This is a genomic window from Methylobacterium sp. NMS14P (assembly GCF_028583545.1).
Classification (GTDB): Bacteria; Pseudomonadota; Alphaproteobacteria; order Rhizobiales; family Beijerinckiaceae; genus Methylobacterium.
The window spans coordinates 1,809,247-1,834,610 of record NZ_CP087106.1 but is presented as its reverse complement, the minus strand read 5'-3'; the positions used below and the strand labels follow the sequence as shown (position 1 = coordinate 1,834,610).

Here is a 25,364-nt window from a genome sequence, read left to right as displayed (position 1 = left end):
CCGGCCCGCTCCCGCGCGGGAGCGGGCCGCGCCCGCCCTCAGGCTGCGCGCACGTTGGCCAGGAACCGCCCGACCTCCGCCGAGAGCCCCTCGGACTGGCGGGACAGGGCGGTGGCGGCCGTGAGCACGTGGTCGGCCGCGACCCCCGTCCGCTCGGAGGCCTCGGCCACGCCGGCGATGGTGCCGGTCACCTCCGCGGCGCCCCGCGTCGCCTGGGCGATGGTGCGCACGATCTCCTGGGTCGCGGCGCCCTGCTCCTCCACGGCCGCGGCGATCGCGATCGCCACCCCGTTGATCTCGCGGATCCGGTTGATGATCGCGCCGATGGCGCCGACCGCGGATCCGGTCACGCCCTGGATCCGGCCGATCTGCGCGGCGATCCCGTCGGTCGCCCGCGCGGTCTTCTCGGCCAGGGCCTTCACCTCGCCCGCCACGACCGCGAAGCCGCGGCCGGCCTCGCCGGCCCGCGCCGCCTCGATGGTGGCGTTGAGGGCCAGCAGGTTGGTCTGTTCGGCGATGGACGCGATCAGCCGCACCACGTCGCCGATCTCGGAGGCCGCCTGCCGCAGCTCGGCCACGAGCCCGGCGGTCTGGTCGGCCTCGCCGACCGCCTGCTGGGCGAGTTCGGACGAGCCACCCGCCTGACGGCCGATCGCCTGGATGGCGCTGCCGAGCCGCTCGGTCGCGGCCGCCACCGCGCCGATGTTGACCGCCGCCGCCTCGGCCGCCAGCGCCACCGCGCCCGACTGGCTGGCCGTCTCCTGGGCGGTCGCGGTCATCTGGTGGGCGGTGCCCTCGAGTTCGCCCGCGGCGGTCGAGACCCGGTCCACGATCCTGGCCACCGCCGCCTCGAAGGTCTGGGCGAGGCCCATCGTGGCCTCCTTGCGGGCTGCGGCCGCGGCGGCGTCGGCGCGCCGCCGGCCCTCGGCTTCCGCCTCGGCGTTGCGGATGATCAAGCTCCGGATCGCCTCGACCGCCCGGCCGACCGCTCCGATCTCGTCGCCGCGCCGCGCCTCCGCGATCGTGGCCGCGCCGTCGCCCTGCGCCACGCGCCGCAGCGCGGCGACGAGGCGGTGGAGCGGCCGCGTGACACCGACCACGACGATGGCCGCGGAGAGTCCGAGGGCGACGAGCAGGCCCGCCACCGTGGCACCGATCAGGACCGTCCGGGCCTGCTCGGCCCCCTGCTGCGTGGCGATCTTCGCCTCGCCGAGCCGGGCCGCCGCCTCCGCCTCGTACGCCTGGGCCGCCCGGTCGAATTGCGCCCGGACCTCGCGGCTGGCAACCACGCCGACCTGGATCGCCGCCGGCCGGTCATTCCGGAGCGCGAGGTAGTTGGAGCGGTCGAGCAGGTCGAAATAGTCCCGGGCGACCGCGCCGATCTGGCGCTGCAGCGCCGCGATCTCTGCGCGCCGCGAGCCCTGTTCCAGCGTCTCGATGCCGTCGGCCACGGCCTTGACGGAGGCGTCGTAGCGCTTGCGGAAGAGGGGGATGTCGCCTTTCGGCTCGCCGATGATGAGGTTGCGATTCATGAGCGCCGCGTCGACGAATTTTTCGCGGACGCGCGAGAAAAGCTCGAGCCTCGCGAAATAGTAATCCACCAAAAATCTATTTCTTTCCTCGATTGATCTGAGTTCTTTGAGCGAGTACGTGGCAGAAGCGGCGCACACGATCACCATGAACAAGAGCGGCGCGGACATTTTTAAATGCAGGTTTGCATCACGCAGGATCCGCATTCCGTTCGATCTCCGCCGGCGTCACCGGCACAGCTTATCACACGCCACGAACAGGAATCCACGATCGATCACATCACCCTTCGCGCGCACTGGTGCTCAGAGTGATATGGAGACTTACCATATAAATACAGATACCGAGATATCGAGAGAAATACAGGCACGTTATTCGAACGCTCATGCCTGCATGACTATGCCCGAACGGGCGCCGAGGGCGCCCCGATCCGGGCCGTCGCCGACGGGGGACGGTCTCCGACGACGGGCCCGCTCGCGTCCGGATCCCGAACGGGGCTGGGGTCAGGCGCCTCGGACGAGGCCGACGCGCAGCCCGACGCGGCGCAGGCCGCGCCGCAGCCGGTGAAGCAGGCGGGCGGCGCGCTGGGCGGGACCCAGTCTGCGCCGGCAGACGACGTGCGACACGCGCCCGATCCGCGGGCCCGGGTCCGGGGCGCCCTTGCGCAGGGCGATGTCCGGGCGCTCCGCCGACTGCGCGAACGTCAGCGCGCGCGCCGCCGGGAGGGTCACGCTGCGGAACATCGAGCGCGTGTAGTAGGAGAACGCGTCGTAGGCGACGAGGGCCCGCCCGCGCCCCGTCGCCGGGTCCTCGACCGTCAGCGTGCCGGCCCGCGGCCCGTAGGTCACGAGGAGCCCGATCACGTCGCGGGGGCGCCCGAGGGGAACGGCGACGCGCGTGCCCTCCGGGATCTCCAGGAAGTCCAGCGGGATGCCGTTGCGGCGCAGGGCGAACCCGCAGGTCAGGCCGGGCAGGGCGCGCAGCGGCAGGGCCTCGAACCGGCCCGGCAGGGTCCGGAACCGCTCGATATAGGCCCGGCCCGGCGGCGGCGCGCGCAGGAAGCTGTAGACCAGGGTGCCGTAGAGGTCGGCCCCCGCCGGCGTGACGTGGGTCGCGTCCTTCAGCAGGTAGGTGATGTCGCCCGCGCCCGCGGCCGCCACCGGGGCGGCGATGTCGAGATAGGGGATCCCGTAGAGGGCGCGGTACTCCGCCAGCAGGCCGGCGACGGGCTCGGCCGCGTAGTCGACGCCGCCCTGGTGGAGGTTGAGGAAGGCGGCGGGCAGGTCCCGCCGGGCGGTCGCCGCGAGGATGTCGTCGAGATAGGCCCGCATCGTCGCGCCGTCGAAGTAGCGGACATTGCCGGTGAACAGCTCGAGGAGGACGCGGTCGCAGGGGATCGCGTCCAGGATCTCGTCGATCAGGGCGGCGATGGAGGGCAGGGAATGGCCGCCCCAGCCGCTGCGGAGGAACGTGACCGGGCGCCCCTCGGCCTCGGCCAGGGCGTTGGCCCGCTCGACGTAGCCCGGCAGCTCCGTGACGCTGTAGCCGAGGCAGAGGACGCGGACCATCGGGGCTCGGATCGGGCTCAGGATCGGCCCCGTGCGGCCGGCCCGGCGCCGGTAGCAGCCGGGCGCCGCCGCGTCGAGGCGACGGCGGTCAGTCGATCACGATCGGGTAGCAGCGGGCGCCCACCGAGGCGGCGAGCACCTGCACGGCGCCGACCGTCGACACGTCGCCCGCCACGTGGACCACGTCGGTGGCGCGCAGGCTCGGCAGGTGGGCGCTGAGCGGGCCGGAGCGGACGTCCGGCGGCCGCTGGCGGCCGCGATCGGCGCAGAGCACGATCCGGCCGACGCCGGTGCGGCGCAGCCAGTCCAAGCTCTCGCGCATGTAGAGGTCCAGGGCGTCGCGGGCGCCGACGGCGAGGGCCATCTCGCGGGCGGGCTCGACGTAGCGGGCCGCCCGGGCGATCGCCCAGATCGCGCCGAAGCCGGCGCCGGCCGCCACCAGCACGAGCCGGCCGCCCCCGGGGCGGTACTGCCCCCGGCCGACGGGGCCCTTGAGCCGCACCGGCTGATCGAGGCGGAGCCCGTCGAGGGGATCGCCCTCGGGGTCGCGGGCGACGTGGAACACCGCGTCGTTGATCTCGGTCGTGCCGTCGACCCGCAGGGTCGGGGACAGCGTCCGCGTCGGCAGCCCCGCGAAGGTCACCAGCGCCTGGTGGCCGGGCTCGCCGGTCGGGCGCCGGGTCAGGGTCGCGACGATCTCGAGGATGCCGGGACTGAGCCGGCGGATCTCCGTGACCGTCCCCTTGCGGACGGCGACGGGCGGCGGCGGCACCTCTTCCTGGCCCTGGATCGGGGCGCCGGGGAGGGCCGGCCTCAGGGCCTCGGCCCGGGCCCGCCGGGCGGGAGGCCGGCGGCCGGACGGCGCGGCGCTGCCCTGAGCGATCCCCTGGCCGGCGAGCAGGTTGCCGGACTGCACCTGCAGCGGCGCGATCATGCCCTCGGCCAGCGCCGCCTCCAGCGGCGTGTCGCCGGTCGAGACGCGCACCGACCGACCGTTGACGACGAGCGAGCAGCGCGCCCCCATGGCTGTCCCCCGCATGCCCTGGTGACGGATCAGCGGGCGCGGATCAGGAGCGAGTCGACCAGGGCCGCCCAGCGCTCGCGGGTCGCGCGGACGTCGTCGGTCGGGGCCGAGTCGGTGAGGAGCTGGCGCTGCGCCCGCAGCGACTCGACCTCCTGCCGCTGGGCCCGGAGCACCGCCTTCATCACCTGCAACTCGGTCTCGAGGCGGGCGATCTCGTCGGCCTCGTCCCGCGCCTCCGCGTCGTCGGCGAACGTGTCGGCATACGTGTCGGCATACGCGTAGGCGAACGCGTCGACGGGGCGCGGGTCGCGGAGGGGCATCCGGGTCCGGACCTGCTGCTCCAGCCGGACCGGCCGGGCCATCAGGCGGCGCACGAGGTCCGAGCCGCCTGCCTGCTGGTAACGCCGTGCCGCCTCGGCCATCCGACCTATCCCCATCGCGGGCGCTGAAGGGCCCGCCTATCAACAGGAGCTTGATCGGACATGGTTAAGGCAGACTTAAACCGATCCGCGACATTCGCCGGACCGGCCCCGGGGCGGCCCTCGGACCATCCTCAGACGCCTCTGGCGCGCCGCCCACGCGGGCGGCCGCCGTCCCGGCGATCGGCCGCGCCGTCGCGAAGCGGTCCCGCACGCGCCTGATCTAGTCCGGACTCGTCGCGTCGCCTGCCGCCGCGCGGATCGTTGGCCGGCCGTGTGCCGGGCGAGCCGGTCCGGACCGACTCTCAGGCCGCTTCCGGCGCGGCGCCGACGATCTGGCGGGCCTGCAGCATGGTCATCGGCTCGCCGAAGGCCGGGCCGAGGGCGTACTCGCAGCCGAGCCCGGCGAGGGCCTGGGCATCGGCCTCGGACTCGCAGCCCTCCGCCACGATGGCGAGGTTCAATTCGCTCGCCATGCGCACGATCGAGCGCAGGATCGCGGTCTGGCCGGTGCCGATCTGGCGCACGAAGGTCGCGTCGACCTTGATCGTGTCGAACGGGAAGCGCTGCAGGTAGGAGAGGGCCGAGTAGCCGGTGCCGAAATCCGACAGGCACAGGCCCGCCCCGAGGTCGTGGATCCGCGCCAGCATCTGAGCGGCGTATTCCGGGTTCTCCATCACGAGGCTCTCGCTGAATTCCAGCTTGAGCGAGCCGGGCAGGGCCCCGGAGCGGGCCAGCACGGTCTTCACGTCGTGCAGCAGGTCGTGGCGCAGGAGCTGGCGCGAGGACAGGTTGCAGGCCGCGAAGATCGGCGGCTCGACCTCCAGGGAGCGCTGCCACGCCGCGAGCTCCAGGGCCGTGCGCTCCAGGGCGAAGATGCCGAGATTGACGACGAAGCCGCTCTCCTCGGCGAGCGGCAGGAAGGTCGAGGCGGGGATGCGCCCGAGCTTCGGGTGGTCCCAGCGCAGCACGGTCTCGAAGCCCGCCACGGTGCGGTCCTCGAGCCGGACCACCGGCAGGAACAGCACCTTCATCTCGTTGCGCTCGATCGCCTTGCGCAGGTCGCTCTCCAGCATCAGCCGGTCCGAGCGGTCGGTGCGCATGTGGGCGCGGAACACCTCGATCCGGTCGCCGCCGTTGCGCTTCGCCTGGATCATGGCGATCTCGGCGCTCTTGAACACCTCGTCGCGCTTCAGGTTGGCGCCGGCCTCGTAGAGGGCGAGGCCGATCGAGACGGTCAGGAATATCTCCCGGTCCGCGTAGGTGATCGGCGTGGCGATCGCCCGGCGGATCATCTCGGCGAAGGCCAGGATCCGGTCGGGGTCGCGCTCGGAGAGGAGGATCACCGCGAACTCGTCGCCGGCGACCCGGGCCAGCGTGTCCTGCGGCCGCAGCAGGCGGCCGAGGCGGCGCGACAGGGTCAGCAGGATCGAGTCGCCCGCCGACAGGCCGATCGCGTCGTTGATGCCCTTGAACCGGTCGACATCGAGGACGATCACGGTGGGCTTGAGGCGCTGGTCCTGGCCGGCGAAGGCGAGGGCCGCGTCCAGGCGGTCGCCGAACAGCTCGCGGTTCGGCAGGCCGGTCAGGCTGTCGTGCACGGCGTCGTGGAGCAGGCGCTCCTCGGCGGTCTTGATCTCGGTGACGTCCGCGATGGTGCCGACCACCCGGATCACCTCGCCGTCGGCGCCGATCACCGGCCGCGCCTTCAGCCGGTACCAGAAGAACGTGCCGGCCTCCGAGCGCAGGCGGAAATCGTGGACGATGCGCCCGCGCCGCTCCTCGATCACCGTGTCGAGGGCCGCCGAGTAGCGCTCCACGTCGAAGGGGTGGAGCGCGCCGAGCCAGTTGGTGGCCGGCCCCTCCAGGGTGCCACGGGCGAGGCCGAGCTGGCCCTCGATCTCCGGGCCGACGAAGACCCGGTCGGCCGGCACGTCCCAGTCGAAGACCACGTCGCCGGCGCCGGTCAGCGCCAGGGCGCGCCGCTCCGTGTCGGACACGAGGGCGTGGCTGAGGCCGCCCCCCGCGAAGGCGTGCTGGAGCACCGTGAAGCCGATCAGCATCACGATCAGCACGAGGCCGCCGATCAGGGCGGGCTGCACGAGGTCGCTGCCGATCTGGCCGGTGACCGCGAAGCCCGCCGCCGTGACCCAGACCACCAGCAGCAGCCAGGTCGGCACCAGCAAGATGGCGCGGTCGTAGCCGTTATGGGCGGCGAGGTAGACGATCAGCAGCAGGCCGATCCCCGCCACCGCGGCGATCGAGATCCGCGCCACGCCCGCCGCCACCGGCGGGTCGAACACCGCGAGCCCGACGAGGCCCGCCAGGAAGGCGAGCCAGAAGAACGCCACGTGGCTGTAGCGCACGTGCCAGCGGGCGAGGTTGAGATAGGCGAACAGGAAGACCAGCAGCGTCGCCCCGAGCACCGCCTCCGCGGAGGCCCGGTAGACCCGCTCGGCGAGCTCGGTGACCGGGAAGACCCGCTGCAGGAAGCCGAAATCGATGCAGGCGTAGGCCAGCACCGACCACGCGAGCGCGGCGGCGGCCGGGAAGATGATCGCGCCCTTGACCACGAACACGATGGTCAGGAACAGGGCGAGCAGGCCGCTGATCCCGATGATGATGCCCTTGTAGAGGGTCAGGCCGGCGGTCTTGCGGCGGTAGGCGTCCTGGTCCCAGAGGCGGAGCTGGGGGACGTTGGAGCCGCGCAGCTCGGCCACGTAGGTGACGGTGGCGCCGGGATCCAGCGTGATGGTGAACTGGTCGGCCTCCGGGTTCTCGTCCCGCTCGGGCCGGATGCCCTGGCTCGCCGTGATGGCGGCGATGCGCGAGCCGCCGAGATCGGGCCAGATCACCCCGGAATCGACCAGCCGGAAATGCGGGGCGACCAGGATGCGGTCGATCTGCTCGTCGGTGTCGTTGGTGAGCGCGAACACGATCCAGTCGGGCCGGGCGCCGGCGTCGCGCGCCTTCACGACGATGCGCCGGACGATGCCGTCCTTGCCAGGCGCCGTGGAGATCTGGATCAGGTCGCCGTCGGAGCGGTAGCGCTCGATCGCGGTGGTCAGGTCGATCACCGGCGCGTCGAGGGTGACGCGGACCGCCTCCACGGCCTGGGCGGGCGCGCTCGCGGCGAGCGTGAGCGCGAGGGCACCGACGAGACCGCCGACCAGGGTCAGGAGGAGGGCGAGGATGCGCAAGGGTGTCTTGACTTCCGGCCGTGCGAGCTTCGGCATCGGCCGCCCGGGCGGCCTCGATCGATAGGCGCGGGCCTGACCTGGGGCAAGGTCGCCCCGGGGCCGGTCCACCGCCCGCGGATCGCGCCCCTTTGCGGCCAAATCAAGTTGGGCGCGGCGGGGGCGGGCGTTCCGGGGCCCTGTCCGTCATCGCGCGCAGCGATGCGACCCGGGGATACGCGCCGGTTGGCGATCGCGCGCGGCCCCGGGTCGCTTCGCTGCGCTCGCAGAGACGGCGTCGGTCTCAGGCCGCCTTCAGCGCCGCCGCGATCCTGTCGAGGGCGGGCAGCTTGCGGATCGGGCCGATCGCCGCCAGCGTCGGCGTGCCCTGCAGCATCGCGGCCGCCGCGGCCCGGACATCCGCCACCGTGACGGCGTCGACCTTGTCGATCACCTCCCCGGCGGGAATCACCCGGCCCCAGGCCAGGATCTGGCGGGCGTTGCGCTCGATGCGCCCGCCGGGCGTCTCCAGGGCCGAGAGCAGCGACACCTTCAGCTGCGCCTTGGCGCGGGCGATCTCGGTGGCGTCGAGGTCGCGGGCCGCGCGGGCGGTGGCCGCCAGGGTCACGTCGACGAGCTCGGGCAGGTCCGCCCCGGCGGTGCCGGCGCCGATGCCGAACAGGCCGCAATCCGAGAACGGCCAGTGGAAGGCCTGGATCTCGTAGGCGAGGCCGCGGGTCTCGCGCACCTCCTGCCAGAGCCGCGAGGTCAGGCCGCCGCCCAGCACCTGCGCGAACATGTGGAGCGCGTAGTAGCGGTCGTCCCGGAAGGAGAGGCCCGGCAGGCCGATCACCACGTTGGCCTGCTCGAGCTTGCGCGGCATGCGCCGCTCGCCGCCGCCGTAGACGCCCGGCACCGAAGCGGGGGCGGTCTTGGCCGGCAGGGCCCCGAAATGGCGCTCGGCCGCCGCCACGATCGCCTCGTGGGTCACGGCCCCGGCCCCGGCCACGACGATGCGGTCCGGCGTGTACTCCCGGTCGAGATAGGCGCGGATCCCGGCCTCGTCGAAGCTCCGGATCGTCTCGGGCCGCCCGAGGATCGGCCGGCCGACCGGCTGGTCCGGGAAGGCGGCCTCCGTGAACGCGTCGTAGACCACGTCGTCGGGGGTGTCCTCGACGGCGGCGTATTCCTGCAGGATGACGCCCTTCTCCCGGGCGAGCTCGCCCGCGTCGAACACCGAGTCGGTGAGGATGTCGCCGATCACGTCGAGGGCGAGGCCGGCATCCTCGCCGAGCACCCGGGCGGTGTAGCTGGTGCCCTCCGTGGAGGTGGCGGCGTTGATCTCGCCGCCGACATTCTCGATCTCTTCCGCGATCTTCTGCGCCGACCGGGTGCGGGTGCCCTTGAAGGCCATGTGCTCGATGAGGTGGGACAGGCCCGCCTCGTCGGCCCGCTCGTTGCGCGAGCCCGCCCCGACCCAGACGCCCAGGCTGGCGGTGGCGACCCCGGGCATCGGCTCGGTCACCACCGTGACGCCGTTCGGAAGCCGCGTGGTGCGCAGGGACGGCGAGGCGGCGTGCGTTGAGAAATGCTGGTTCATCGACGGCTCGTCGCGGAGGGGGCCGGATGCGGCGCGGGTCCCCTCTCCCGTGCGGGAGAGGGACAGGGTGAGGGGTGCGACCGCTCCGGACAAGTCTCGACCCTCACCCCGACCCCCTCCCGCACGGGAGAGGGGGCGCGTCGCGCGACGCGCGCCGGGCTCACGCACCCCTCGTGATACGGGCGCGCTCGCGGATGAGCTTTTCCAGAGCGGCCTGGTCGTTCTCCACCCGGGTCAGGCGCTCGGGCCGGTCCATCAGGTCGGCGAGGTGCGGGGGCAGGGGCGGGCGCAGGCCGCCGGTGGCCCGGGCGACCGCGTCCGGGAACTTTGCCGGATGCGCGGTGCCGAGAGCGACGACCGGGGTCGCCGGGTCCCGCTCCAGGAGCCGCCGCCCGGCCCGGACGCCGATGGCGCTGTGGGGATCGAGCACCACGCCGGTGGCGGCCTGGGTCAGGGCGATCTCCGCCATGACGTCGGGCTCCGGCACCGCCACGGCGTCGAACTCGGACCGGACCGTGGCCAGCACCTGGGGGCTCAGCGAGAAGCCGCCGGACTGCTTCAGCCCGGCCATCAGCCGCGACAGGGACGCGGCGTCGCGCCCCAGCGCCTCGAACAGCAGCCGCTCGAAGTTCGACGAGATCTGGATGTCCATGGAGGGCGAGGTGGTGGGGACCACGCCGCGCAGCTCGTAGGCGCCGTGCTCCAGGGTCCGCACCAGGATGTCGTTGGCGTTGGTGCCGATCATCAGCCGCCCGACCGGCAGGCCCATCTGCTTGGCGACCCAGCCGGCGAGCACGTCGCCGAAATTGCCGGTCGGCACCGCGAACGAGACCGGGCGGTGGGGCGCGCCGAGCGCCACCGCGCTGGTGAAGTAGTAGACCGCCTGCGCGGCGACCCGCGCCCAGTTGATCGAGTTGACCCCCGACAGCCGCACCGCGTCGGCGAAATCGGCGTGCTGGAACAGGGCTTTGACGAGGTTCTGGCAATCGTCGAACGTGCCGTCGACGGCCAGCGCGTGGACGTTCTGCGCCGGCACCGAGGTCATCTGCCGCCGCTGCACCTCCGAGACCCGCCCGTGCGGGTAGAGGATGAACACGTCGACCCGGTCGAGGCCGCCGAAGGCCTCCACGGCGGCCGATCCGGTGTCGCCCGAGGTCGCGCCCACGATGGTGGCGCGGGCGCCGCGCTCGGCCAGGACGTGGTCCATCAGCCGCCCGAGCAGCTGCATCGCCACGTCCTTGAAGGCGAGCGTCGGCCCGTGGAAGAGCTCCAGCAGGAACAGGTTGTCGTCGAGCTGGGTCAGCGGGCAGACCGCCGGGTGGCGGAACGTCGCGTAGGCGGCGTCGATCATCCGGTCGAGGTCCGGCCCGGCGATGTCGCCGTCGATCAGCGGGCGCAGCACCCGCTTGGCGGCGTCCGCGTAGGGCCGGCCCGCCAGGGCGGCGATCTCCGGATGGCCGATCTGCGGCCAGGTCTGCGGCACGTAGAGCCCGCCGTCGCGGGCGAGGCCCGCCAGGAGCGCGTCCGAGAACGAGAGCGGCGCGGCCTCGCCGCGAGTCGAGACGTGGAGCACAGGGTCCTCCGAGGGAAGGCGCCCCCTCTACACGATGCGGGCGGACCTGTCGAAAGCCCGGGGCGCGCGCCGCCGTTCCAGCGGGCGGTTCGGCGCGCGAGCGCGCGTCGAGAGACGGATTTCGGGCCGGTCCGCGCCGGGGCCGGCGGTTTAACCGGGGCTGAACGGGCCGGTTCAGGGCCGGTTGCCCGGCCGCGTCCTAGAGCCGGACCGCCCCGCGGGCCCCGAGCCGCCGGGGCGGATCCCGTCTCGGAGAGAGCCGACATGACCCGAATCATCGCCCTCGCGGGTGTCGCGGCGCTGCTGTCCGGCACCGCCGCCCTCGCGCAGACCCCGCCGCCGCCCGGCGGCCCGAGGCCCGGCCCCGAGGCCGGCGCGCCACCCCCGCCTCCACCACCCGTCGACCCGCGGCGCGCGCGCGGCCCCGACGGTCCCCCGCCGCCCCCGCCGCCCCCGCCGCCCCCGCCGTCGCGGGCCGCCCACATCGTGCTGGAGCGCGGCGACGCGCGGGTCGACGTGAAGTGCGCCGACGACGACGCGACCAAGGCCTGCGCCGACGTCACCCTGCAGATGCTCGACCGGCTCGCGACGTTCCGGCCCTGAGCCCGGCCTCCCGCGCCCGCCGCACCGGCCGCGGGCGCCCCGGGCGCGCACCCTCTGGCGCGCACCCTCAGGCGCGCGTGCCGGGCGCCTTGGTCAGGCGGCAGCCGGTGATGCGCCACTGCCCGTCCGCGTCGCGGGCGAGGCTGTACTCGGCCGTCCAGTCGACGCCGTACTCGTCCTGGATCGCCACCGACTGGACCACGCCGGCCTCGTCCGTGTCGCGCGCCTCACCGAACACGAAGCTGCGGTGGCGGTAGACCGGACGGTACTGGTTCCGGACCATGCCGATGAACAGGTCGGCATTCGGGAACAGGTCCCGGATCCCCGGCGCGGCCTGCTCGTAGGCGGTCTGCGCGTCGTCGCGGCCCAGCGCCTGCTCCTGCTTGGCGATGACCGCCCGGGCCGCCGCGCGCCCCGCCTCGTCGGCCGCCGCCGGTCCCGCGAGGCCGAGGACGAGGAGCAGGACGGGCCACGCGCGCATCGCTGTCACTCCGGCAGGATCGGACCGAGATCCGTCATCGTCACGGGAAGATGGTCTCCGCCACGCCCACGACAATGTCGGCGGCGGTGCCGACGACGATCGCCGCGCCGTCACCGGTCACCGCGCCGCGCGGAAGCGCGTGCCGGCGGAACGGCGCGGCCGGCCGGGAAGCGCGCACAGGTTGAGCAGGCATCGCGTCCCGGTTGTGCAAGTCGCTGGAAAGATGGGCATTTTCGCGCCGGATCGGCGCCGCGGGTTTGACCCTTCGCCGCGGGTTTGCGAGCCTCCGCGCGCCGACTCGGTTCCGGGGGAGCCGACCGGGCGGAGCGCGGGACAATGATGCGAAGCCATGCGGAGGACAGCGCCGACGCCCGTCCGGCGCCGGCCATGAGCGTCGGGGTGTTCATCCCGATCGGCAACAACGGCTGGCTGCTGTCGGAGAACGCCCCGCAGTACCGCCCGAGCTTCGCGCTCAACAAGGCGATCACCCTGAAGGCGGAGGGCTACGGGCTCGACTTCGCCCTGTCGATGATCAAGCTCCGCGGCTTCGGCGGCAAGACCGAGTTCTGGGACCACAATCTCGAATCCTTCACCCTGATGGCGGGGCTCGCCGCCGCGACCACCCGGATCCGGCTGTTCGCCACCGCGGCGACCCTGTGCCTGCCGCCCGCCATCGTGGCCCGCATGGCCGCGACCATCGACTCGATCTCCGACGGGCGCTTCGGCCTGAACCTCGTCACCGGCTGGCAGAAGCCGGAATACGACCAGATGGGCCTGTGGCCGGGGGACGACTACTTTGCCAAGCGCTACGACTACCTGGCCGAGTACGCCCAGATCCTGCGCGACCTGTGGGAGACGGGCGCCAGCGACCGCAAGGGCACGTATTTCCAGATGACCGACTGCCGGCTGAGCCCCCGGCCGCAGGCGCCGGTGAAGATCATCTGCGCCGGCCAGAGCGGCGCCGGACTGGCCTTCACGGCCCAGTACGCCGACTACAATTTCTGCCTGGGCAAGGGGGTCAACACGCCGACCGCCTTCGCGCCCGTGGTGGAGAAGCTCGCCGAGGCCAGCGCGCGGACCGGGCGGCGGGTGACCGCCTTCGCGCTGTTCATGATCATCGCCGACGAGACCGACGACGCCGCCACGGCGACCTGGGCGCACTACAGGGCGGGCGCGGATGCCGAGGCGATCGCGTGGCTCGGCGTCCAGGGCGCAGCCGACACCAAGTCCGGCAGCGACACCAACGTGCGCCAGCTCGCCGACCCGGCCTCGGCGGTGAACCTCAACATGGGCACCCTGGTGGGCAGCTACGCCAGCGTGGCCGCGATGCTCGACGCCGTCATGACCATCGACGGGGTCGAGGGCGTGCTGCTGGTCTTCGACGACTTCCTCAGGGGCCTCGACGCCTTCGGGACCCGGATCCAGCCCCTGATGCGGTCGCGCCGGCACGTGACGGCGGCGGCACTGCCCGAGGTCGCCTGATGGACCGCCCGATGGATCGCCCCGCCGGCTACCGCGACGCCCAGGGCCGGCACGGCGACGTCGTCCTGCCGGCCCGCCCGGAGCCGATCGCCCTCGATCCTGCGACCACGTTCCTCATCGTGGTGGACGTCCAGAACGCCTACGCGAGCTCGGGCGGCTACCTCGACCGGGCCGGCTTCGACGTGTCGGGCACCGGCCCGGTGATCGCCCGGATCGCCCGGGCGGTGGCGGCGGCGCGCGCCGCCGGCATCCCGGTCCTGTGGTTCCAGAACGGCTGGGACCCGGCCTATGTCGAGGCCGGCGGCCCGGGCTCGCCCAACTGGCACAAATCCAACGCGCTCAAGACGATGCGGCGGAATCCTGAAGCGAACGCGCAGCTCCTCGCCAAGGGATCCTGGGACTACGCGCTGGTGGACGCCCTGACGCCGGAGCCCGGCGACATCGTCATGGGCAAGCCGCGCTACAGCGGCTTCTACAACACGCCCCTCGACAGCACCCTGCGGGCCCGGGGCGTGACCACGCTGGTCTTCACCGGCATCGCCACCAACGTCTGCGTGGAATCGACCCTGCGGGACGGGTTCCACCGGGAGTATTTCGGGATCGTGCTGGCCGACGCCACGCACCAGGCCGGGCCGGAGAGCCTGCACCGCGCGGCGCTCGCCAACATCGAGACCTTCTTCGGCTGGGTCTCGGACGTCGCCGCCTTCGAGGCCGCCCTCGGGGCGCCTTCACACGCCGCGATTGATACATCCGGTGATACATCCGGCGTCGATCTGGCCGGATAAGTGCATCGCGCCCCCGGCCGGTGACCGGCAGGGTGCGCGAGGACCGCCGCGACGCGGCCGCCCGCGCGGCCTGCCCGGCCCGGCCCGGCCGACAGGTCGCGCGCGGGAGGCGCAGGGGAATGCCCAAGCAGGTCGTGATACCGCCGGGGACCGGCAAGCCGCTGGCCCCCTACGTGCCGGGCACGCTGGCCGACGGAATCCTCTACGTCTCGGGCACGCTGCCGCTCGATGCGGAGGCCAACGTGGTCCATGTCGGCGACGCGGCGGCCCAGACGCGCCACGTGCTGGAGACCGTCCGGGGCGTGGTCGAGGCCGCGGGCGGCACGATGGACGACGTCACCTTCAACCACGTCTTCCTGGCGGACTGGGCCGACTACGCCGCGATCAACGCCGTCTACGCGGAGTATTTCCCGGGCGAGAAGCCCGCGCGCTACTGCATCCAGTGCGGCCTCGTGAAGCCCGAGGCCCGCGTGGAGATCGCCTCGATCGCCCATATCGGCCGCTGATGGGCCCGCTCCACCACGCGGTGGCCGGCCCGGCGGGCGGGCGGCCGGTGCTGCTCTCGCCGGGGCTCGGCGGCGCGGCGGGCTACTTCGCGCCGCAGATGGCGGCCCTGACCGGGCGGTTCCGGGTCGTCACCTACGACCATCGCGGCACCGGGCGCTCGCCCGGCCGGCTCGCGCCGGACCACGACGTCCCCGCCATGGCGCGGGACGCGCTCGGGGTGCTGGACGCGACCGGGATCGACCGGGCCGACGTGGTCGGCCACGCGCTCGGCGGCCTGATCGCCCTCCAGATGGCGCTGGACGCCCCCGAGCGGGTCGGTCGCCTCGCGGTGATCAACGGCTGGGACGCGATGGACCCGGCCACGCGCCGCTGCTTCGCGGCCCGCCGGGCGATCCTGGCCGGGGGCGGGCCGGAGGCCTACGTGCGGGCCCAGGCGATCTTCCTGTACCCGGCCCCCTGGCTCTCCGCGGAGGCCGAGCGGGTCGAAGCCGACGAGGCGCAGGCCCTGGCGCATTTCCCCGGCGCCGAGACCGTGCTGACCCGCATCGCCGCCCTGGAGCGCTTCACCATCGCGGACCATCTCGGGTCGATCGGCCACGAGACCCTGGTCATGGCCGCCCGGGACGACGTGCTGGTGCCCTACACCCGGTCCGAGCGGCTGGCGGCAGCGCTGCCCAAGGCCCGGCTCGCCCTCGCCCCGGAGGGCGGCCACGCCCACAGCGTCACCCGGCCCGAGGCCTTCAACCGGGCGCTCCTGGACTTCCTGGACCGGGACTGAGCGCCCGCTACGCCCGCAGCGCGATCATCGGCAGCACCACCGCGTCGAGCGCGGCGGCCAGCACCGGGAGCAGGGCCGGCCAGCGCAGGGCCGCCGCGGTGCCGATCCGCCCCCGGGCGAAGGCCAGGATCAGCATCGGCGCCAGCAGCAGCAGGTCCCGGGCCTGCATCCCCCCGAGGCCGCCCGCCGGGGCGAGGGCCTGCGCCAGCACCGCCAGCCAGAGGCCGAGGAGCGCGCAGCCCGAGAGCCACAGCCGCTCCGCGGGCGGGGGCAGGGGGCCGCGCCGCAGCGCGACGGGCGGCACCAGCAGCGCGGCGGCCCAGATCCCGTAGAGGAACCCGGGCAGCGGGACGGGCAGGGACACGAATCCGTCCCCCGCCGCGCCGGGGGGCGGAAGCCCGGGGCTCGCGGCCGGCAGCAGGGCCGGCAGCAGGGCCGGCAGGAACGCCGGCAGGAGAGCCGGCAGCAGGGCGAACGCGGCGAGCGGCAGCCGCTCCCGCCAGGCGCGGACGCGTCGCCCCGGGGGCGGGAACGGCACCAGCAGCATCCCCACGAGGGGGGCGCAGGCCGGCCGCGCCAGCACCACCAGGGCGATCGCCAGCGCCGCGCCGGCGCGGCGCGCCGAACCGTGCCGGCCCGTCATCGGCCGGGGGCTGAGCAGCGCGGCCGCGAGCGCCGCCAGCGCCAGGACGGGCCCGTCCGGTCCTGAGGCGGCCGCGAGCGAGGCCGGGAAGCACAGCAGCGCGAACAGCGCGGCCCGGCCCCGGGTCGCCAGAGCCAGGGCGGCGAGCCCCAGGCTCAGGAACGCCGCGATGTCGGCGAGCCGGCCGCCCGCGGCGAGGGCGGAGGTGGACGGGGTCTCGCCGGTGAGACCGATCCAGGCCAGCGCGAGGCAGGCCGGGAGGCCGAGGCCCAGGAAGGCAAGGGCCCAGAACCGGCCGTCGCCGGTGACAGGCAGCTTCACGGCCGCGTCCGGGTCGATCGGGCGACCGGCCCCTGCGCGGCGGGCGCGCGGACAGGGCGCGGCATCGCCGGCCCACTCACCCGGCGGGCCGCGCGCGCGCGGCTCCCAGGAGGTCCGGCACGAGCCCCGGCAGCGCCGCGGCCAGGAGGCCCGCCGCCCGCAGGACCTCCGCGGCCTCCCGGGGGGAGCGGCGGGCGACGGCCAGGGCGAGCCGCAGGGGCACCTGCGCGCCGAAGCTCGCCGCCGTCAGGGCGAGGGCCGTCGCGGCGCCGTGGTGCTTGCCGGCGTAGAGGATCTGGCTGCGCAGGAAGTAGAACAGCCGCCGCGCCCGCACCTGCCGGGTCGTGCCCTGGCCGACGTGGCGGGCGACCGCCCCGGCCACGTGCCGCACCGCGAAGCCCGCCGCCCGGGCCCGGGCGCAGAGGTCGGCATCCTCCCAGTAGACGAAGAAGCGCGGGTCGAACCCGCCGAGGCTCCGGAACAGGTCGCGGCGGATCATCAGGAAGGCGCCCATCACCTGGTCGACCGCGCGGTCCTCCGCGTGGTCCCACTCCAGCAGGAAGTGCGGCCGCACGAGGCCGAGGCGGTCGAGCGCCAGGGCGCGGCCGAGGAGGCCCAGCGCCGAGGGGGCCCGGGCGCAGGAACGCGCGGTCCGCCCGTCCGGGTCGACGAGCCGCGCGCCGACGATCCCGGTCCGCGGGTCGGCCGCCAGGGCGGCCAGGGCCACGCCGAGCGCGTCGGGCGCGACCTGCGTGTCCGGGTTCAGGAACAGGATCGCGGGGGCGTCGCCGGCGGCGGCGCCCTGGTCGCAGGCCCGGCCGAAGCCGAGATTCGCGGCGTTCTGGATCAGCCGGAGCGGGCGGGGCAGGGCGGGCAGGGTCTCGGTGGAGCCGTCCGTCGAGGCGTTGTCCACCACGGTGACCTGCACGGCCGCGGCGTCCCGCGCGGCCGCGAGGCTCGCGAGGCAGGCGCGCAGCAGCGCGCCGCCGTTCCAGTTGACGATCACCACGTCGAGGGCAGGGCGGTCGGTCACGGCAGGTCCCGGGGCAGATCGCCCGGCAGGTCTCGCGACGCGTCTCCGGGCGCGTCTCCGGGCAGGTCCCGGGGCGGCCCGAGGCGCCCCAGGGCGCCGTCGCGGGCGGCCGCGAGGAGCCTGAGCAGCACGGCGGGCCGCCAGCCCGAATCCGCCCAGTACAGCCCGGCCTGGAGCGGCAGGTAGGCGGCCTGGGCGAGTTTCCAGCGCAGCGGCACGTGCGGCAGCCGCCACGCGTAGACCGCGTTGCGCAGGTAGGTCGCCATGCGGAACAGGGGCTGGCGCGGCATCGTGATCCCGAAGGCCCGGATCGTCCCGCCGCCGACGCGGTGCGGGATCGCGACGGCGCGGGCCTGGTAGCAGCCGTAGCCGAGGCTCCAGGCACGGAAGCACCATTCGAGCTCGACCCCGTCGATGAAGAAGTCGCCGCGGAACGGCCCGACCCGCGCGAAGGCGTCGAGGTCGACGAGCGAGCCCGAGGTCGCCAGGAACTGCACCGGGGCGAGGCCGTCGCGTGCCGGCGCGCCGGGACGGGGCGGGTAGGCGGGCGCCTTGTGGCCCGGTGCCGGCGCCGGGACCGGGCCCACCACCGCCGCCGGGATCCCGGCCTCCCGCAGCCGGTCCCGCGCCGCCAGCAGCGCGGCGGCGAGATCCGCGGGCGGCTCGGCATCCTGGTCAAGGAGGAGGAGGGTCCCGGACCCCGCGGCGCGGGCGGACGCGGCGATCCGGTTGAGCGCCTCGGCGATGCCGAGATTCGTGCCCGCCGACAGCAGGGTCACGCCGGCCCGGGCGAGCTGGTCGGCCGTCCCGGCCGGGAGGCCGCCATTGTCGAAGGCGATCACCGCGGCGTAGCCGGCCGAGGCCAGGGCCCGGACGCGCGCCACCTGGTCCGGCCGCGGCCGGAACAGGGTGACCCCGAGGACGAGGCGGCCGAGCCGCGGGTCGGGCACCGGCCGCGTCCCGTTAAGGGGCCCGGCAGAGGCCCCGGTGACGGGCGCGAGACGGTCGCGGTCCGTCACGCCCGCTCCACCGCGGCGGTCGCCGCCTCCAGCGCCGCCGTGATGGCGGCGGCCTGCTCGGCGCTGAGCGGACCGCGGGCGAGCCGCATCTGAAGGGCGAGCTTCAGCCCCTCCTTGGCGCGCACGACCGAGGGCGGGGGACCGTCGCCCCGGGCGGCCTCGGCCTCCGCCATCCGGGCGAGGATCGCCTCGAGGGTCGGGCGGTTGCCGTCCAGGAAGGCCTGCCCCTCGGGCGTGATCGCGTGCAGCCGCTTGGTGCCCTCCCCGGGGGTCACCGTGACGTGGCCGAGTTCCTCCAGGAGGGTCAGCGTCGGGTAGACGGTCCCGGGGCTCGGGCTGTAGGCGCCGCCGACCCGCTCCTCGATCGCCTTGATGATCTCGTAGCCGTGGCGCGGCTTCTCGGCGATCAGGTGGAGGATGACGAGGCGCAAGTCGCCGTGGGCGAAGAAGCGCGCGAGGTCGCCGCGGCCGCCGCGGCCGAACATCCGGCGCTCGCCGGGCCCGCGACCCGGGTGGCCGTGGGGCCCGTGCCGCCCGCGGGGCTCGCCACCCATCGGGCCGCGATGGGCGCGGACGCGGAAGGCCTCGAAGGGATCGGCGTGGAGGAAGTCCGAGAGACGGCGATGCATGGATTCGACTCGATTTCGATATGACTAATTTTCAGATATATCGAAACACGGTCATCCGCAAGGTCGGGCCCGCGCGCGGGCGGCGACGGCACCCCACGGTTTACGGACTCGGCCGGTTCCGTTAGTGCGACCTGTGTCCGACCGGACGATCGCTCCCGCGCCGCCTCGCGCCTCCGACGCTGCCCGCCAGCTGCCGCCCATGACCCGATCAGAGCCCCGCGCCCCGACCGCGCCCGCCCGGCGGGCGGCCGACGGATCCCGCGCCCCGTGACGGCCCGCGGCGAACGCCCCTCCGCAGAGTCCTGAGATGCGCCGCGGCTCCGACGGGACCGGCCGGATCTCGGCCCTGACACGGATGCGACGCCGCCTCGGCCGGCTGCGCGACCCGCTGGCCACGCCGGCGGCGCTGCACCGCCACTGGGCGGGCGCGGCGACCGGCGCGGATCTCGAGGCGCGCCTGGTCGCCGTCCTGGCGCCGCACGTCGACGCGGCGTTCTACGCGAGCTGGTACGGCATCGAGGCCGACCCGGTGCGCGACTACCTCGTCAGCGGCTGGCGGGAGGGCCGCGACCCGCGCCCCGACTTCGACTCCGCCGCCTACCGCGCCCGCCACCCCCACCTCGCCAGCGCCGGCATCAACCCGCTCCTGCATGCCCTGGCGCGCCGCCGCGCCGGGCGTGGCGGGGCCGGCGGGGAGGGGGAGGCGGGCGCCCTGCCGAAGCCCGACACGGCCGAGGCCCACCGCCTCGCCCGCCGCCTCGTCGACGGCGCCTTCTACCTGGCCGGCAACCCCGACCTCGCCGCCGCCGGCGTCGACCCGGTCGACCACTACATGGCCTCGGGCTGGCGCGAGGGCCGCGAGCCGGCGCCGCAGTTCGACACCCTGGCCTACTGCCTCGGCCGCGGGATCACCTTCGCCACCCAGAACCCGCTGGTCCACTACGTCCTCCACGGCGGCCCCGCCCGGCCCGGCCCGGACGCGGCGATGGCCCTGCGGGTCGAGACCCTCGCCCCCTACTTCGACGCCGCCCACTACCGGCAGCGCCTGCCCGAGCCGCAGGCCGAGGCCCTGGCCGACGCCCCGGACGCGGCGCTGCTGCGCCACTACGTGGCGGAGGGCTGGCGGGCGCGGATCGGCCCGCGGCCGGACTTCGACCCGGCCGGCTACGTGCAGGCGCGGGCCGGCAGCCGGGCGGTCAGCGACGACCCGTTCTTCCGCTACGTCGCCGAGACCCGGCTGACGGGGGGCGAGCCGTTCGCCGAGCCGCACCGGCTGAACCTGCCGGCGGTGGACGCGGCGTGGTACCGGGCGACCTACCCGGACGTGGGCGGGCGCGAGCCGTTCCTGCACTTCGCCGAGGCGGGCTGGCGGGAGCTGCGCGATCCCGGCCCGGGGCGCTCGACGCTGGCGGCGCTGCTGCGGGTCTGCGGGCTGCGGCCGGCGCGGGCGCCGGTCGAGGACACGGGCTGGCTCGGGGCGATCGGGCGAGAGCCCCTCGAGCGGGACGCGCTCCTGGACCTGCAGGCGCGTCTGGTGGCGGGGCATTTCGACCACGGCTTCTACCGGGCGCGCTACGGCCTGTCCGAGGCAGAGGACGCGGTGCGCGACTACTGCGACACCGGCTGGCGCAAGGGCCGCAACCCCAGGCCCGACTTCGACGGGCAGGCCTACGCCGACGCGCATCCCGGGACGCGCGAGACGGGCCTCGCGCCCCTCGTGCACCTCCTCGCCACGGCGCTGATGCACGGCACCGACATCGCGGCCGGTGCCTTTCACCCCCGCCACGGCACGCCGGATTCGCGGGAGGCGGCGCTGGCCGACGAGGCCCGGGAGATCGAGCCCTTCTTCGACGCCGCCTTCTACGCCAAGCGCAATCCCGACGCCGCCGGCGCCCCCGGCGGGCCGCTCGCCCACTTCGTCGCCTACGGCCAGCACGAGGGGCGCGACCCGAGCGCGACCTTCTCCATCGCGTTCTACCGGGAGACCTACGGGCATCTGCTGGGCGCGGGGGAGTCGCCGTTCCTGCACTACGTGCGCGCGGGCCGGGCCGCCGGGCTGATGGGCTGCCCCGAGGATCTCGGCACCTACCCGCCCATGGAGGCCCCCACGGCCGACGCGTGGGACCATCTGCCCCGCGCCCTGCCCATCGCGCAGGCCCGCGTCGTCGTCATCGTCCCGGTCTACAAGGGCCGCGGCGAGACCCTGCGCGCCCTCCACGCCTGCCTGTCGGCGCCCCAGGCCACCCCCTTCACCCTGCTCGCCGTCAACGACCGCTCCCCCGACCCGCAGCTCACCGCGGAGCTGGCCGCCCTCGCCGGCCGCGGCCTGTTCCACCTCGTCGAGAACGAGCAGAACCTCGGCTTCGTCCGCTCGGTCAACCGCGCCCTCGGCCTGCGCCAGGGCCGCGCCGTTGTCCTGCTCAACTCCGACGCCCAGGTCTTCGGCGACTGGCTCGACCGCCTCGTCGCCCACGCCGAACACAACGCCGAGCCTCGGGCCGGGTCCGGCATGGAGGCAGGAGCAGAGGCAGGGATGGGCGCGGGGCTGCCCGTGGGCAGCGTCACGCCCTTGTCCAACAACGCCACGATCTGCTCCTACCCGCGCTTCAACGCCAACAACACCATGCCGCTGGAGATCGCCCGGCCCGACCTCGACCGCCTCGCCGCGCGGGTCAATCGCGGCCGCGCCGTGCCGGTGCCCACCGGCGTCGGCTTCTGCATGTACATGACCGCGCAGGCCCTCGACGCCGTCGGCGACCTCGACGCCGAGGCCTTCGGCAAGGGCTACGGCGAGGAGAACGACTGGTGCCTGCGCGCTACCAAGGCCGGCTTCGTCAACCTGCTCGCGGAGGACGTGTTCGTCCACCATGCCGGCCAGATCTCGTTCGGGCTCGACGCGGGCGACGAGTACGACCAGGGCCAGGCGGCGCTGCTCGCCAAGCACCCCGACTACCCGGCCCGGGTCGGGCAGTTCGTCCAGGCCGACCCGGGCCGGCGCGGGCGGGCGCGGCTCGACCGGGCGCGGCTGGCCCGGCACTTCGCCGGGCGGGCGCTGCTGTACGTGACCCACAGCTGGGGCGGGGGCATCCAGCGGCACATCGACGACATGGTCGCGCAGGCCCGGGCCGAGGGCCTGAGCGTGGTGCTGCTGCAGATCGACCGGACCCGCAACCTCGAGGTCCACGTCGCCTACCGCGGCCCCGAGTTCCTGTACCTGCCCAACCTCGACAGCCTGTACCTGCCGCGCGACGCGGCCGAGCTGGCGGACTTCGTCGGGCAGCTGGCGCCGGTTCTGATCCACGTGCACTCGCTGGCGGGGCTGCGCTGGGGCGCGGCGCGGGCGCTGATGGAGGTGGTGGCGGGCGCGGGGCGGCCCTACGCGTGGACGCTGCACGACTACTCGCCGGTGTGCCACCGCAACCACCTGGTGCAGCCAGACGGGCGCTACTGCGGCCTGGCGCCGGTGGCGGAGTGCCGGTCGTGCCTGGCGGTGGACGCGGACGGGTTCGAGGAGCCGGATCCGGGCGAGCGGCGGGCGGCGTTCGGGGCGTTCCTGGCGGGCGCGGCGCGGGTATTCGCGCCGTCCTGCGACACGGCGGGCCGGATCCGGACGGTGTACCCGGACCTCGCCGTGACGGTGCGGCCGCACGTCGAGCCGGAGCGGTCGGTGCGCTCGACCGCCCTGCAGCGGCCCGGCCGCGTCCGCCGCGTCGCCGTGCTCGGCGCGATCAGCGCCACGAAGGGCGGCCTGTTCCTGCAGGCGCTCGCCACCGACGCGCAGGACCGCGACCTGCCGCTGCACTTCGCGATCGTGGGCTACTCGGACCCGGCCCTGGCGATCGGCCTGGAGCGCGTCGGAGTCGCCCAGACCGGGCGCTATTCCGGCGACCACGAGGCCCTGGACCTGGTCTGGCGCCTCTCGGCCGACCTCGTGCTGCTGCCGGCGATCTGGCCCGAGACCTACTCGTACGCGCTAACCCTGGCGCTGCGCACCGGCCTGCCGGTGGCGGCCTTCGACCTCGGCGCGCCGGCCGAGCGGCTGCGCGCCTACCCGAACGGGTACCTGCTCCCCGGAGCCCTCGTCACCGATCCGGCCGCCTTCAACGACCGCCTGCTCGCCATCGACGTCTCGGCCGCCGGCCGGCTCACCGTGCCGATCGGGGCGGCCGAATACGGCGACCTGAGGCGCGACTATTACGGCCTGGACCCGGCGCCGGCCGGAGCCGGACACCCCATCGACGAGGACGCCGCATGATCTCCGTCAACGAGGACATGAAGCAGGAGATGCTGCGGCGCGGCATCTCGGTGCTGCACCCGGCCCCGTTCGGCCTGCCGGAGGACTGCACCTTCGAGCCGCCGTGCAGCATCAAGTGGATGGGCGTCGATTACTGCCTCACCATGGGGGCGTTCTCCTACGCGGTGAGCGGCTACTATTTCGGAGCCGACATCGCCCGCTACTGCTCGATCGGCGAGAGCGTCCAGGTCGGGCGCGGCAGCCACCCGGTCCAGTGCGGCTCGACCTCGCCGCTGTTCTACACGCACCACTCGGCCGTGTTCGACCGCCTCGACCCGCGGGCGGAGGATTACGAGATCTCCGGCCCGTACCTCTGGCCCAAGCGCGTGCGCATCGGCAACGACGTCTATATCGGCCACGGCGCCTTCCTGATGCCCGACATCACGATCGGCGACGGGGCGGTGATCGGCGCCATGGCGGTGGTGACCAAGGACGTGCCGCCCTACGCCATCGTGGCCGGGAGCCCCGCCCGGATCGTGAAGATGCGCTTCCCGGACGCGCTGATCGAGCGCTACCTGAAGGTCCAATGGTGGCGCTACGCCTTCTGGGACCTGCGCCAGTGCTCGATCACCGATCCGGAGACGTTCATCGACGCCGTCGAGGAGCGGATCGCCGGGGGCATGCAGGAATACCGGCCGGAGCTGATCCCGATCCGGTCGCTGCTGCCGGGCGCCTGAGGCCCGGGGCGGCACGCTCAGCCCGCCAGCACCCGCGCCGCCGCGTCGCCGAGCGCCCGCACGCCGAGGGCGAGGTCGGCGTCGGCGGTATCCTCCGCCCAGTGATGGCTGATGCCGCCGATCGAGGGCACGAACAGCATCGCGGCCGGCAGGATCCGGGCGACGTTCTGGGCGTCGTGCCCGGCGCCCGACGGCATCACCTGCCACGAGCCGGGGCAGACGCTCTCGGCCGCCTCCGAGAGGGCGCGCATCAGGGCCGGGTCGCAGGGGGCGGGGATCGCCTTCGCCAGGGTCGTCAGCGTGGCCGGGCAGCGCTCGCGCCGGTTCGATTCCCGCACCAGCGCCTCCAGGCAGGCCTCCATCCGCTCCAGCACCGGCATCGCCACGTCGCGGAACTGGAAATACACCTCGGCCCGGCCCGGGATGATGCTGAAGCCGCCGGGATCCAGGGTGATCCGCCCCGTCGTCCAGGTGCTGCGCGGGCCGCAGACCTTCAGGAATTCCCGGTCGATCGTCGCCAGCAGCCGCACCGCCGCGAGGCCCGCGTCCCGGCGCTCCGCCATGGTGGTGCCGCCCGCGTGGTCCTGGTTGCCGGCGAAATCGATCCGGAACTGCCAGATCGCCACGATGCCGCTCACCACGCCGAGGTGCAGGCCGGCGGATTCGAGCTGCGTCCCCTGCTCGATGTGCATCTCCAGGAAGCCGCGGTAGCGGTCCGGGTCGAGCCGCGTCCGGGGCAGGCCGGCGAGGCCGGCGCTCGCGAGCGCCGCGCGGAGCGGCGTGCCGTCGGTGCGGTTGCGCGCCTCGTCGATCTCGGCCTCGGTCAGGTCGCCGATCGCCGAGCGGCTGCCCAGGAAGCCGCCGGAGAAGTGCCCCTCCTCATCGGCGAAGGCGACGACGTCGACGGGCAGCCCGGCGCGGGCCAGCGCCACCCCGGCCACGACGCCCAGCGCCCCGTCGAGCCAGCCGGCCTCGTTCTGCGTCTCGATGTGGCTGCCGACCAGCAGGTGCGGGCCGGGGCCGCGGTGGCGCCCCAGCACGTTGCCGATCCCGTCGATGGACGCCTCCAGGCCGCAGGCCTCGAGCCGGGCCATCAGCCAGCGCCGGGATTCCATGTCTTCCGCCGAGAAGGTCGGCCGGTGGACGCCGGTGCGGAACCGGCCGATCTCGCGCAGTTCGTACAGGTCGGCCAGGAAGGCTCGGGTGTCGATCGCGGTCATGGTGC

The 25,364-nt window shown here is 74.4% G+C and carries 21 protein-coding genes; 7 read left to right on the top strand and 14 right to left on the bottom strand.

Features of this window, described 5'->3' with window-relative positions; genetic code table 11:
- Positions 1 to 38: 38 nt before the first annotated feature.
- From LOK46_RS08565 to thrC, 7 genes are all read right to left on the bottom strand, one after another.
- Positions 39 to 1,736 (bottom strand): methyl-accepting chemotaxis protein, encoded by a 1,698-nt coding sequence (locus LOK46_RS08565; RefSeq protein WP_273563376.1) that lies wholly within the window; start codon positions 1,734 to 1,736, stop codon positions 39 to 41.
- A 294-nt stretch (positions 1,737 to 2,030) separates the two neighbouring features.
- The gene (locus tag LOK46_RS08560) at positions 2,031 to 3,095 is read right to left on the bottom strand and encodes an SGNH/GDSL hydrolase family protein (RefSeq protein WP_273563375.1); all 1,065 of its coding nucleotides are present in this window, start codon (positions 3,093 to 3,095) and stop codon (positions 2,031 to 2,033) included.
- Between the two features lie 88 nt (positions 3,096 to 3,183).
- Positions 3,184 to 4,119 carry a ferredoxin--NAD(+) reductase gene (locus LOK46_RS08555; protein ID WP_273564566.1) on the bottom strand — a complete coding sequence of 312 codons (936 nt, stop codon included), beginning with the start codon at positions 4,117 to 4,119 and terminating at the stop codon, positions 3,184 to 3,186.
- 29 nt (positions 4,120 to 4,148) lie between these two features.
- Positions 4,149 to 4,541 carry a hypothetical protein gene (locus tag LOK46_RS08550; protein WP_273563374.1) on the bottom strand — a complete coding sequence of 131 codons (393 nt, stop codon included), beginning with the start codon at positions 4,539 to 4,541 and terminating at the stop codon, positions 4,149 to 4,151.
- Positions 4,542 to 4,843: 302 nt separating this feature from the next.
- Entirely contained in the window at positions 4,844 to 7,774 is a 2,931-nt protein-coding gene (locus LOK46_RS08545) for an EAL domain-containing protein (RefSeq protein WP_273563373.1), read from the bottom strand.
- Between the two features lie 244 nt (positions 7,775 to 8,018).
- The gene (locus tag LOK46_RS08540) at positions 8,019 to 9,314 is read right to left on the bottom strand and encodes a M16 family metallopeptidase (RefSeq protein ID WP_273563372.1); all 1,296 of its coding nucleotides are present in this window, start codon (positions 9,312 to 9,314) and stop codon (positions 8,019 to 8,021) included.
- A 160-nt stretch (positions 9,315 to 9,474) separates the two neighbouring features.
- Positions 9,475 to 10,887: a threonine synthase gene (gene thrC, locus LOK46_RS08535; RefSeq protein WP_273563371.1), complete on the bottom strand. Its 1,413-nt coding sequence runs from the start codon at positions 10,885 to 10,887 to the stop codon at positions 9,475 to 9,477.
- A 264-nt stretch (positions 10,888 to 11,151) separates the two neighbouring features.
- Here thrC and LOK46_RS08530 point away from each other — a divergent pair, with 264 nt between their 5' ends.
- Positions 11,152 to 11,490 carry a hypothetical protein gene (locus LOK46_RS08530; protein WP_273563370.1) on the top strand — a complete coding sequence of 113 codons (339 nt, stop codon included), beginning with the start codon at positions 11,152 to 11,154 and terminating at the stop codon, positions 11,488 to 11,490.
- A gap of 67 nt (positions 11,491 to 11,557) precedes the next feature.
- Here LOK46_RS08530 and LOK46_RS08525 read toward each other — a convergent pair whose 3' ends face one another.
- A complete protein-coding gene (locus tag LOK46_RS08525; protein ID WP_273563369.1) occupies positions 11,558 to 11,971 on the bottom strand; it encodes a DUF4864 domain-containing protein in 414 nt (137 codons plus the stop codon).
- Between the two features lie 40 nt (positions 11,972 to 12,011).
- Positions 12,012 to 12,164, bottom strand: coding sequence for a hypothetical protein (locus LOK46_RS08520; protein WP_273563368.1), 153 nt, complete (start codon positions 12,162 to 12,164; stop codon positions 12,012 to 12,014).
- A 194-nt stretch (positions 12,165 to 12,358) separates the two neighbouring features.
- Between LOK46_RS08520 and rutA the strand changes: the two genes are divergently transcribed.
- From rutA to rutD, 4 genes are all read left to right on the top strand, one after another.
- A complete protein-coding gene (gene rutA / locus LOK46_RS08515) occupies positions 12,359 to 13,453 on the top strand; it encodes a pyrimidine utilization protein A (protein WP_273564565.1) in 1,095 nt (364 codons plus the stop codon).
- Between the two features lie 11 nt (positions 13,454 to 13,464).
- Positions 13,465 to 14,238: a pyrimidine utilization protein B gene (rutB, locus tag LOK46_RS08510; protein WP_443192880.1), complete on the top strand. Its 774-nt coding sequence runs from the start codon at positions 13,465 to 13,467 to the stop codon at positions 14,236 to 14,238.
- Between the two features lie 119 nt (positions 14,239 to 14,357).
- Positions 14,358 to 14,744 carry a pyrimidine utilization protein C gene (gene rutC, locus LOK46_RS08505; RefSeq protein ID WP_273563366.1) on the top strand — a complete coding sequence of 129 codons (387 nt, stop codon included), beginning with the start codon at positions 14,358 to 14,360 and terminating at the stop codon, positions 14,742 to 14,744.
- Positions 14,741 to 15,523, top strand: coding sequence for a pyrimidine utilization protein D (gene rutD, locus LOK46_RS08500; RefSeq protein WP_273564564.1), 783 nt, complete (start codon positions 14,741 to 14,743; stop codon positions 15,521 to 15,523). The genes rutC and rutD overlap by 4 nt, the downstream gene beginning before the upstream one ends.
- Before the next feature lie 7 nt (positions 15,524 to 15,530).
- Here rutD and LOK46_RS08495 read toward each other — a convergent pair whose 3' ends face one another.
- The 4 genes from LOK46_RS08495 to LOK46_RS08480 all read right to left on the bottom strand — a co-directional run bounded on the left by LOK46_RS08495 (position 15,531) and on the right by LOK46_RS08480 (position 19,168).
- Positions 15,531 to 16,487, bottom strand: coding sequence for a hypothetical protein (locus tag LOK46_RS08495; protein WP_273563365.1), 957 nt, complete (start codon positions 16,485 to 16,487; stop codon positions 15,531 to 15,533).
- A gap of 76 nt (positions 16,488 to 16,563) precedes the next feature.
- Entirely contained in the window at positions 16,564 to 17,520 is a 957-nt protein-coding gene (locus LOK46_RS08490) for a glycosyltransferase family 2 protein (RefSeq protein ID WP_273563364.1), read from the bottom strand.
- Positions 17,517 to 18,470, bottom strand: a complete 954-nt coding sequence (locus LOK46_RS08485) for a glycosyltransferase family 2 protein (protein ID WP_273563363.1) — start codon at positions 18,468 to 18,470, stop codon at positions 17,517 to 17,519. The genes LOK46_RS08490 and LOK46_RS08485 overlap by 4 nt, the downstream gene beginning before the upstream one ends.
- A 65-nt stretch (positions 18,471 to 18,535) precedes the next feature.
- Positions 18,536 to 19,168 carry a PadR family transcriptional regulator gene (locus LOK46_RS08480; protein WP_273563362.1) on the bottom strand — a complete coding sequence of 211 codons (633 nt, stop codon included), beginning with the start codon at positions 19,166 to 19,168 and terminating at the stop codon, positions 18,536 to 18,538.
- Positions 19,169 to 19,475: 307 nt separating this feature from the next.
- Between LOK46_RS08480 and LOK46_RS08475 the strand changes: the two genes are divergently transcribed.
- Both LOK46_RS08475 and LOK46_RS08470 read left to right on the top strand, forming a co-directional pair.
- A complete protein-coding gene (locus LOK46_RS08475; RefSeq protein WP_273563361.1) occupies positions 19,476 to 23,423 on the top strand; it encodes a glycosyltransferase in 3,948 nt (1,315 codons plus the stop codon).
- Complete coding sequence (locus LOK46_RS08470; protein ID WP_273563360.1) at positions 23,420 to 24,139, top strand: CatB-related O-acetyltransferase; 720 nt, start codon at positions 23,420 to 23,422, stop codon at positions 24,137 to 24,139. The genes LOK46_RS08475 and LOK46_RS08470 overlap by 4 nt, the downstream gene beginning before the upstream one ends.
- 17 nt (positions 24,140 to 24,156) lie before the next feature.
- Here LOK46_RS08470 and LOK46_RS08465 read toward each other — a convergent pair whose 3' ends face one another.
- Positions 24,157 to 25,359, bottom strand: a complete 1,203-nt coding sequence (locus LOK46_RS08465) for a Zn-dependent hydrolase (protein ID WP_273563359.1) — start codon at positions 25,357 to 25,359, stop codon at positions 24,157 to 24,159.
- Between the last annotated feature and the right edge of the window lie 5 nt (positions 25,360 to 25,364).

What these genes read in the sequence shown, in the direction of transcription:
- LOK46_RS08470 (WP_273563360.1), top strand. Translation starts at nt 23,420, where the DNA reads ATGATCTCCGTCAACGAGGACATGAAGCAGGAGATGCTGCGGCGCGGC.
- LOK46_RS08525 (WP_273563369.1), bottom strand. Translation starts at nt 11,971, where the DNA reads ATGCGCGCGTGGCCCGTCCTGCTCCTCGTCCTCGGCCTCGCGGGACCG.
- LOK46_RS08550 (WP_273563374.1), bottom strand. Translation starts at nt 4,541, where the DNA reads ATGGCCGAGGCGGCACGGCGTTACCAGCAGGCAGGCGGCTCGGACCTC.
- LOK46_RS08545 (WP_273563373.1), bottom strand. Translation starts at nt 7,774, where the DNA reads ATGCCGAAGCTCGCACGGCCGGAAGTCAAGACACCCTTGCGCATCCTC.
- LOK46_RS08565 (WP_273563376.1), bottom strand. Translation starts at nt 1,736, where the DNA reads ATGCGGATCCTGCGTGATGCAAACCTGCATTTAAAAATGTCCGCGCCG.
- LOK46_RS08465 (WP_273563359.1), bottom strand. Translation starts at nt 25,359, where the DNA reads ATGACCGCGATCGACACCCGAGCCTTCCTGGCCGACCTGTACGAACTG.
- LOK46_RS08540 (WP_273563372.1), bottom strand. Translation starts at nt 9,314, where the DNA reads ATGAACCAGCATTTCTCAACGCACGCCGCCTCGCCGTCCCTGCGCACC.
- rutC (WP_273563366.1), top strand. Translation starts at nt 14,358, where the DNA reads ATGCCCAAGCAGGTCGTGATACCGCCGGGGACCGGCAAGCCGCTGGCC.
- rutA (WP_273564565.1), top strand. Translation starts at nt 12,359, where the DNA reads ATGAGCGTCGGGGTGTTCATCCCGATCGGCAACAACGGCTGGCTGCTG.
- rutB (WP_443192880.1), top strand. Translation starts at nt 13,465, where the DNA reads ATGGATCGCCCCGCCGGCTACCGCGACGCCCAGGGCCGGCACGGCGAC.
- LOK46_RS08475 (WP_273563361.1), top strand. Translation starts at nt 19,476, where the DNA reads ATGCGCCGCGGCTCCGACGGGACCGGCCGGATCTCGGCCCTGACACGG.
- LOK46_RS08480 (WP_273563362.1), bottom strand. Translation starts at nt 19,168, where the DNA reads ATGCATCGCCGTCTCTCGGACTTCCTCCACGCCGATCCCTTCGAGGCC.
- LOK46_RS08530 (WP_273563370.1), top strand. Translation starts at nt 11,152, where the DNA reads ATGACCCGAATCATCGCCCTCGCGGGTGTCGCGGCGCTGCTGTCCGGC.
- LOK46_RS08560 (WP_273563375.1), bottom strand. Translation starts at nt 3,095, where the DNA reads ATGGTCCGCGTCCTCTGCCTCGGCTACAGCGTCACGGAGCTGCCGGGC.
- LOK46_RS08520 (WP_273563368.1), bottom strand. Translation starts at nt 12,164, where the DNA reads ATGCCTGCTCAACCTGTGCGCGCTTCCCGGCCGGCCGCGCCGTTCCGC.
- LOK46_RS08555 (WP_273564566.1), bottom strand. Translation starts at nt 4,119, where the DNA reads ATGGGGGCGCGCTGCTCGCTCGTCGTCAACGGTCGGTCGGTGCGCGTC.